The sequence below is a fragment of the Olsenella uli genome (assembly GCF_901212655.1).
Taxonomy (GTDB): Bacteria; Actinomycetota; Coriobacteriia; order Coriobacteriales; family Atopobiaceae; genus Parolsenella; species Parolsenella uli_A.
In genome coordinates this window covers 112,022-120,125 of sequence record NZ_CAAKON010000023.1, presented here as the reverse complement: position 1 = coordinate 120,125, position 8,104 = coordinate 112,022, and the positions used below count along the sequence as shown (strand labels likewise).

6 protein-coding genes are annotated in these 8,104 nt (G+C 67.3%); 4 read left to right on the top strand and 2 right to left on the bottom strand.

Translation table 11 applies throughout. From position 1 onward, the window contains the following. Positions 1-273: 273 nt before the first annotated feature. Positions 274-1,995: a serine hydrolase domain-containing protein gene (locus EFAMC2_RS05400; RefSeq protein WP_187325164.1), complete on the bottom strand. Its 1,722-nt coding sequence runs from the start codon at positions 1,993-1,995 to the stop codon at positions 274-276. Between the two features lie 178 nt (positions 1,996-2,173). Here EFAMC2_RS05400 and EFAMC2_RS05395 point away from each other — a divergent pair, with 178 nt between their 5' ends. The 4 genes from EFAMC2_RS05395 (at position 2,174) to EFAMC2_RS05380 (ending at position 5,753) form a co-directional block, all read left to right on the top strand. Further along, the gene (locus tag EFAMC2_RS05395) at positions 2,174-2,848 is read left to right on the top strand and encodes a DUF3793 family protein (protein ID WP_154027828.1); all 675 of its coding nucleotides are present in this window, start codon (positions 2,174-2,176) and stop codon (positions 2,846-2,848) included. Positions 2,849-2,954: 106 nt separating this feature from the next. Continuing rightward, positions 2,955-3,371 (top strand): flavodoxin, encoded by a 417-nt coding sequence (locus EFAMC2_RS05390; protein WP_154027827.1) that lies wholly within the window; start codon positions 2,955-2,957, stop codon positions 3,369-3,371. Positions 3,372-3,662: 291 nt separating this feature from the next. Next, on the top strand, positions 3,663-4,085 hold the full coding sequence (locus EFAMC2_RS05385; RefSeq protein WP_154027826.1) for a flavodoxin: 423 nt from the start codon (positions 3,663-3,665) through the stop codon (positions 4,083-4,085). Between the two features lie 237 nt (positions 4,086-4,322). Beyond that, positions 4,323-5,753: a M20 family metallopeptidase gene (locus EFAMC2_RS05380; RefSeq protein ID WP_261980116.1), complete on the top strand. Its 1,431-nt coding sequence runs from the start codon at positions 4,323-4,325 to the stop codon at positions 5,751-5,753. 209 nt (positions 5,754-5,962) lie between these two features. Here EFAMC2_RS05380 and EFAMC2_RS05375 read toward each other — a convergent pair whose 3' ends face one another. Next, positions 5,963-8,101 carry a heavy metal translocating P-type ATPase gene (locus tag EFAMC2_RS05375; protein ID WP_154027825.1) on the bottom strand — a complete coding sequence of 713 codons (2,139 nt, stop codon included), beginning with the start codon at positions 8,099-8,101 and terminating at the stop codon, positions 5,963-5,965. Between the last annotated feature and the right edge of the window lie 3 nt (positions 8,102-8,104).

Here is an 8,104-nt window from a genome sequence, read left to right as displayed (position 1 = left end):
TAGTCATTACGCACTTTTGGAACCGTTTCATCCGCAAAAAACATGCGTAATGACTACTCTCGACAAAAATGGAGGGAGAGGCGGCTCGAGAGGGGTGGGAAGGGGCAACCGCGGCGCTCGCGGTCGCCACGGGAGGCGGCCGTTCCGAGGGGCCGAGGGAAGTCGGCGGCTAGGCGCAGACACGGGCCCAGGCAACTCGCAGGAACTCGCGGGGCGACTCGCGGCGGCCGGGAGCTACGTGCAGGTCGGACGCCAGGCGGAGGAAGCCGACAGCTAGCCGCGGGCGCGGAAGAGGATTGCCACTCGACGAACGCCGGCGGCCACGAGGAGCGCGGCGCAGGCGACGAGCACCGCCGAGACGTCGGGCACGAAGGTGAGCAGGTCGCGCCAGGAGACGCCCCAGGCGAGGGGCCTCAGCAGCACCACAACGGGCAAAACGACGTAGGGCGCGAGGCGCACCACGACGCCAAGTGGCCGGCAACAATCGGATGTCAGATAGGCGCGCCACCGGCTTACCCACACAAGCGAGACGAGACACGCGAGGACCGCGGCCGCGAACATGCCGTCGTCGTGCGAATGCCTGTCCACATACCACTCACCGTCCACCGGATCGGGTGCGTCACCGGCAACCGTCTGCACGACGCCATCCGCCATCTGGAAGAAGAGGCTACTGCCAGCCACCTCGTCGCTGCCGTCACAGAGCATCACCACGCCGAGGCCGCGCTCGGGCATCAACACCATGCGCGCGCAATAGCCCTCCACCGAACCGTCGTGCGAGAGCACGAGCTCGCCGTCGTCCCAGTAGAACGAGGTCCAGCCCATGCCGTAGTAGGTGTCGCCGTTGGGGTCTGGCACGCGGTCCAGGAACATGGAGCTCACCGAGTCCGCAGACAGCACGCGCGAGCCGTCCGAAGATCCCGGCACCTCCCCCTCGGCCAGGTACATCCGGAGATAGGTCTCCATGTCGGAGAGGCTCGAGGACACGTAGCCCGAGGGACCGGACCCCCAGGCATCGTCTCCGGCGGGATGCGCGAACCCATCGGCCACATACGCGCCAAACCAGTTGCGACGCCCCGGCGTGAGCGAGTCTGCCACGGACGTGCCGTCCGAAAGTGCCCCCGTCATATCGCCCGAGGTGCGGTCCATGCCGAGCGGTCCGAGCACATGCTCCTGCAGATACGTGCCATAGGACTCGCCGGAGACGTCGGCCACAATGCGTCCCAGCACGTCATAGTTGGCGTTGGCGTACGAGAAACTGCCCGCGGTGGGGCCGGGCTCCGTGCGGGCAAGCGCCTGGGAGAGCGAGTCGTAGTAGCCGAGGCCGCTCGTTTGGTTCAGCAGGTCTCGCACGGTAACGGAGTCTGGCAGCGACCCCGGCTCCTCAAGGTAGCTGCGGGCAGGCGCGTCGAGGTCAATACGCCCCTGCTCGCAGAGCTGCATCACGCAGACGGCGGTGAAGGACTTGCTGAGCGATCCCACGAGCGTGGTCGAGGTCGTGCTCGCGATGTCTCCCATGGTGCGCTCGTAGACGGCACCGTCCGCATCCACCACGGCAACCGCGACGCCCGGCATCCTCGTCTGGGGAAACGAACCCTCAAGGTAGAGGTCGAGGCGATGCTCGAGGGTGTTATCCGAGGGGGTCTCCGAGGGGTCGACGTCCTCGAGACCAGAGTCGTCCCCTTGGTCCGCTGACGCATCCTGCGCGTCGCTGCCCTGAATGCCGCCGTCCTGGGCGTCGCCATCCCGCGGCACGGCGTCGGAGTCTCCCTGAGTGGAAGCGTCGAAGGCCGGGGCGCCGTCCTGGCCCTGGTCCTCACACGCGGTATCCGCCGGCTGCTCGCCCTGGCCGAGCCAGTCGCCGCCCAAGGGGCTTGCGACGAGCGCCACCACACCTAGTACGAGCGCGACGCCCAGTGCCCAGGCAAGCGCGCGGGCATTGCCGTCGTGCAGCCAGTCTCTTCTCTGGTCCTTGTGTCCCCGGTCTTCGAGACCCATCCCCATCGCCCCCAGCGCCACACTGTACTCCCTTGAGAGGGCAGGTGCCTGAAGGCTCCGGCGCCGAAAAGTTATCCAGTTCGTACTTTTCCCTTGACCACGGGGCGTCCCATCGGTACGGTTGGTCATGAGTTATCCATAGTTAACAACTACGTCGAACGGACGTTCGGGGGCGGGAATGACGCTGGACATCGAGAGCTTCGAACGCGCCATCGTGCGCCACTGCTCCCCTACCCTCGCCGACATGAAGCCGGGATGCCTCTTCAACGTTCCCGGGGCCTTTGCGGCCGACACGAATGAGGAACCTGCAGCCCAGCTCGCTGCCTGGCGTACGGCGCAGGAACTCTGCCAGAGGCTCGACGCACTCGTGGCGGAGGAGTGCCGGCGCCTTGGGCCAAGCGGCGTCGCCGTTCGAGTCGTCGCCCGCAGGTTCTGCGGCGCCCTCGTCTACGTCTTTCGCCCCGACCAGCTCGCGCATGCCCTGCGCGACCGACGCGTCGCGGCGAAGCTCGCGGACTGGGGCTACCAGACGGACGGGCGCGAATGGCTCGACGCGGCGATTCAGAGGCTGGACGAGCAGCTGGAGCGCTGCCATCGCCGGGACCCGGAGGCGGGCTTCCCCCACGAGGTGGGCTTCTTCCTCGGCTATCCCTTCGATGACGTGATGGGCTTCATCGAGCACGAGGGCAAGGACTACCTCTGCTGCGGTTGCTGGAAGGTCTACACCGAGCGCGAGCGTGCCGAGGCGTGCTTCGAGCGGTACCGGCGCTGCACGCAGGCCTACACCGCCCTGCTCTCCATGGGAGTGAGCATCGCAGACCTCGCGCTCGTGAGGATTGGGGCCGCCGCGTAAGGCGGATGGCTCGGAACGCCTCGCACGGCGAGGGCACGGCCGCGGAAGGCGGCACAGACTCAGGAACCATACCCGACAGGCGGGTTGGCATACGAAAGGACGAACCATGAGCAAGATCGCAGTTGTGTTCTGGAGCGGCACGGGCAACACCGAGACCATGGCCGACGCCGTGGTCGAGGGCGCCGAGGGCGCTGGCGCCGAGGTCGAGAAGATCGCCGCCGCCGACTGGTCCGGCAGCGTCTCCGACTACGACGCGCTCGCGTTCGGCTGTCCCGCCATGGGTGACGAGCAGCTCGAGGAGGACGAGTTCGAGCCGTTCTTCGAGGATGTCGAGGGCGACCTCTCCGGCAAGAAGGTTGGCCTGTTTGGCTCCTACGACTGGGGCACCGGCGACTGGATGGAGACCTGGAAGGAGCGCACCGAGGGCGACGGCGCGGAGGTCGTTGACACGGTGATCGCGAATCTCGAGCCGGATGACGACGCGCTCGAGGCCTGCAAGGCACTGGGCGCCGCCCTGGTGTAGCGCTGGGCACCTGATCCCGACGGACCCGGCCCGGGAAGCTAAGCGAAACGTCCTCGGCGATGAGGGCTTGCGCGAAGTGAGTCGTTCGCGCAAGCGGATCGTTTCGCTTAGCTTCACGGGCCGGGTCCTGTGCAATCGGGCTGGCGTTGCACCAGTCCGTAGGTTCGCCACGACCTTGTGTTGAGAACGTTTTCTTGGATGCGTGCTTGTGCTTGTGCGGCGGTTGGGTAATATGTAACTAGCTAAGTGGCAATTATGGCGGGGCACGCCCGCCACGAGAAAGGAATCAACATGAGCAAGGTTGCTGTTGTTTACTACTCCGGCACGGGCAACACCGAGGCCATTGCCGAGCTCGTCGCCGAGGGTGCCCGCGAGGCCGGCGCTGAGGCCGACGTCTTCTCCGTTGACGACTTCGACGTGAACGACGCCGACAACTACGACGCCTTCGCACTGGGCTGCCCCGCCAGCGGCTCCGAGGAGCTCGACGACTCCGAGTTCGTCCCGATGCTCGACGAGCTTGAGCCCAAGATCTCCGGCAAGAACGTCGTGCTGTTTGGCTCCTACGGCCACGGCGACGGCGAGTACCAGAACGACTGGCAGGAGCGCTCCGAGGCCGCCGGCCTCAAGGTCCTTGGCAAGCTCGCCGTTGAGCAGGACCCGAGCGAGGACGAGGACGTCACCGCCGCCAAGGAGCTTGGCGCCAAGCTGGCCTAGTCCACAGCCCATCCGGGAATGAGAGCCCGGCCCGCACCGCAGCCTTCCGCGCCCATGGCAGGGAGGCGAGCGTGCGGGCCGGGCTTTTCGCATTGTGAGGGCGCGTGCCGGAGCCGGACTTTTTCGTATTGAGAGGGCGCGTGCCGGAGCCGCTCTTCCTTTGGGCAAACAGTTTGTCTGCTTAACCTAACTTTATTTTTGTTTGCGCAGTAGAATGCTTGTCACGAGGAGGCAGCCATGTGTACAGACAAGGTGATGGCAAGCGGACAGACGGGCGCGGACGACGAGGCATGGGAGCTTGCGCGCAAGCTCGTGCAGATTGACAGCTCCGACCCCGGTGCCTACGAGGGCAACATCGAACGCTACATCAAGGGCTGGCTCGAGACGCGCATCGCCGCGCTGCCGGCGGAGCTCGCGGCCAGGATTCGCATCGACGAGCTCGAGGCACTTCCCGGACGGACGGAGCTCATGGCGACGATTCCCTCGCGCTTCGAGAGCATCGCAACCGGTGGGAATGCCAAAGAGGCCACCCAAGACCAGGATTGGTCCCAGTACGTGTCGAAGCGGATGCTCACGTGCCGCACCGCCAGCGGAAACGCCGCGGCAACCGCCCAGGACCAAACTCAAAACGCGTCGAGGTGCGCATCCGCCTACTCCGTTGCCCCAAAGGCGTCCCTTCCCCGCCTCGTCTACATCTGCCACATGGACACCGTCACGCTCGGCAACGGGTGGGACGCCGACATCGACCCGCTCTCGGGCCTCATCAGGGACGAGCGCCTCTACGGCCGCGGGTCTTGCGACATGAAGAGTGGCCTGGCCAGCGCCATGGCCGCGTTCGCGCGCATGCTCGAGCGCGTGGCGGCATCGGGCCAGCTGCCCGAGCGCGCCTTCTCCCTCATCTGCACCGTGGACGAGGAAGACTTCATACGCGGCGTTGAGGCCGCAATCTCTGCGGGCTGGGTGGGAAACGAGGAGTGGGTGCTCGACACCGAGCCCACCGATGCGCAGATACAGGTCGCTCACAAGGGCCGCACCTGGTTCGAGCTTACGATGAAGGGGGTCACCGCCCATGCGAGCCAGCCCTGGAAGGGTGCAGACGCCATCGCCGCCATCGCGGAGACCATCGGCGGCATCCGCCGGGCAATCGAGGCCCAGCCCACCCATCCCGAGCTCGGCCACTCCACGGTGACGTTTGGTCAGATCGAGGGTGGCTACCGCCCCTACGTGGTGCCCGACCAGGCCAAGGTCTGGATCGACATGCGCCTCGCGCCTCCGTGCGACACGGCCGCCGCGACGCGCATCGTCAAGAGTGCAATCGAGCGCGCCGAGGAGGTGGTGCCCGGCGCGCACGGCAGCTATGCCATCACCGGAGACCGTCCCGCCATTGAGCGCGACCCGGAGTCTCCCCTGCTCGCAGGCCTCCTCGCCGCGACGGGGCGCGTCTTGGGCACCCCGGCGGAGGTGGGCATCTTCACGGGCTACACGGACACGGCCGTCATTGCCGGCACGACGGGCAACCATAACTGCATGAGCTACGGGCCCGGCTCGCTCGCCCTCGCCCACAAGCCGAACGAGTACGTGCCCCACGCCGACGTGCGCCGGGCCCAAGCCGTGCTCACCGAGTTGGCCACACGATGCCTCTGGAACGGCGAGGGAACCAAGGCCTGACGCTCGCCGGAAAAGGGTTCACGCTCGCGAGGGTCCACTCCCAAGCGGCCTGCCTCGGCCTAGGGCGTGACGCGGCCCCTCACGTCTGCCCCGGCCCGAGCCCCACCCGAAGCCAACGTCACACTTCCAACGCAAGGCACCCCAAGCCAAAGCTCGGGGCGCCTTCTCGTGAGGTGCCATCAGGCGCCCCTCTGTTGCGGCAACTACCGCTACATGTCGTACTGTCGCGAGTCGCGCACGGAGAACACCACGGTGCTCGTGTTGTGCAGCAGGCTCGAGAGCTGCGGCGTGATGACGCCGGCGATGCCCAGGGCAAGCAGCGACGAGTTGAACACCATGACCTTGCGGAAGGTGCCGTTCATGCGGTCCATGAGCTCGCAGGAGATGCGGCGCAGGCCCACAAGTGCCGCCATGTCGCTCTGCGTGAGGGTGACGTCAGCGACCTCCTTGGCGATGGCCGTGCCGTTGCCCATGGCAACGCCCACGTTCGCGGCGGAGAGGGACGGCGAGTCGTTCACGCCGTCGCCCACCATGACCACACGATGGCCCTCGGCACGCATCTGCTCGATGTAGGCGTGCTTGTTCTCGGGCAGCAGGTTTGCCTTGAACTCGGTGATGCCTGCGGCCTTGGCCACGCGGGCGGCGGCAACCTCGTTGTCGCCCGTGAGCATGACAAGGTGCTTGACGCCCAGGCGACGGAGCTCCGCCATGGCCTCGGGAACGCCCGGCTTGATGGGGTCGGCGATGGCCAGCACGCCCACAAGCTCGCCGTTCACGGCGAGGTAGAGCGAGGACAGGCCCTCGGTCTCCTTGGCAATCATCGCCTGCTGCTCGGCCGTGACCTCAACGTGCTCGTCCTCCACCACGAAGTGGCGGGAGCCGATCACGACGCGCTCGCCATCGAGCGAGGAGGCGACGCCGTGCGCGACGACGTACTCGACCTCGGCATGACGCTCGCGGTGCTTGAGGTTCCTCTCCTCCGCGGCACGCACGACGGCGCGCGCCACGGGATGCGGGAAGTGCTCCTCGAGGCAGGCGGCGAAGCGCAGCACCTGGTCGCGGCGCCAGCCGTTGAACGCCATGACGGACGACAGGCTCGGCGTGGCCTCGGTAAGGGTGCCGGTCTTGTCGAAGACGATGGTGTCCGCGGCCGCGATTTCCTCGAAGTGCCTGGAGCCCTTGACCGTGAAGCCGGCCTTGGCGCTCTGGCTCATCGCGGAGAGCACGGCAATGGAGCTCGTGAGCTTGAGGGCGCACGAGTAGTCCACCATAAGCGCGGCGCTCGTCTTGACGAGGCTGCGCGTAGTGAGCGCCACGACGCCCGCGAGCAGGAAGTTCCAGGGCACGATGGCGTCGGCCAGCCGCTCGCGACGACCCTCGGTCTCGCTCTTGAGATCCTCGGAGGCCTCGACCATCGACACGATGGAGCGGAGCTTCGTACCCCCAGCGCCATGGGTGACGCGGACGAAGATCTCGCCGTCCTCCACCGCGGTGCCGGCGTAGACAGAGTCCCCCACCGTGCGCTCCACGGCGAGCGGCTCGCCGGTGAGCGTGGCCTGATTGACCATGGCCACGCCACGCTCGACGATACCGTCCACGCACACGGGCATGCCGGTACGCACAACCACCAGGTCGCCCTCGGCGAGCTCGCTGGCGGGCACGGAGACCTCCTGGCCGCCCTCGATGCGCTTGGCATGCTCGGGCATGGCGAGCAGCGAGTAGATGAGCTCGTGCTGCGAGCGCGCCTTGGTGTACTCCTCGAGTGCCTCGCCGATGTTCAGGAGGAACATCGTGCTCGCGGCGGTGGCGAAGTCGCCCTTCACGAAGGAGATGCCCACGGCGGCGGCGTCGAGCACCGGCACGTCGAGACGACCGGAGAAGAGGGACTTGAGGCCGGCCCAGAGGAACTTGCGGTAGCTCCAGACCGTCCACGCCACGCGCAGCGGCGCCGGGAGGAACCAGCGGCGCAGGTAGTGGAAGCCCACGAGCTCGGCGATGTCCATGAGCAGGTCGCCGGTCTGCGGGGCAAACGCGCCGACGCAGTCGCGGCGGGCGTCCTCCACGGCGGCGGCATCGAGCATGCCCACCCAGTTCAGGGCGTCGGCGCGGGCGGCGTCGAGCAGGTCCTTCACGCTCGCGGCACTGCCGTCGGTCAGCGCAGGCGCGGCCGTGGCAGCCGGCGCGTAGCAGATGGCCACCGAGCCGATACGCGGGTAGACCGACGCGGCCGTGATGGACGGGCACTTCTCGAGCGCGACCCGCAGGGGCTCGACGTCCGCAGGCGGCACGTGGCCCGCGAGCCGAACGCGGAGGCGCCCGGGGATGTCACTTACGAGTGTGTACTGCATGGC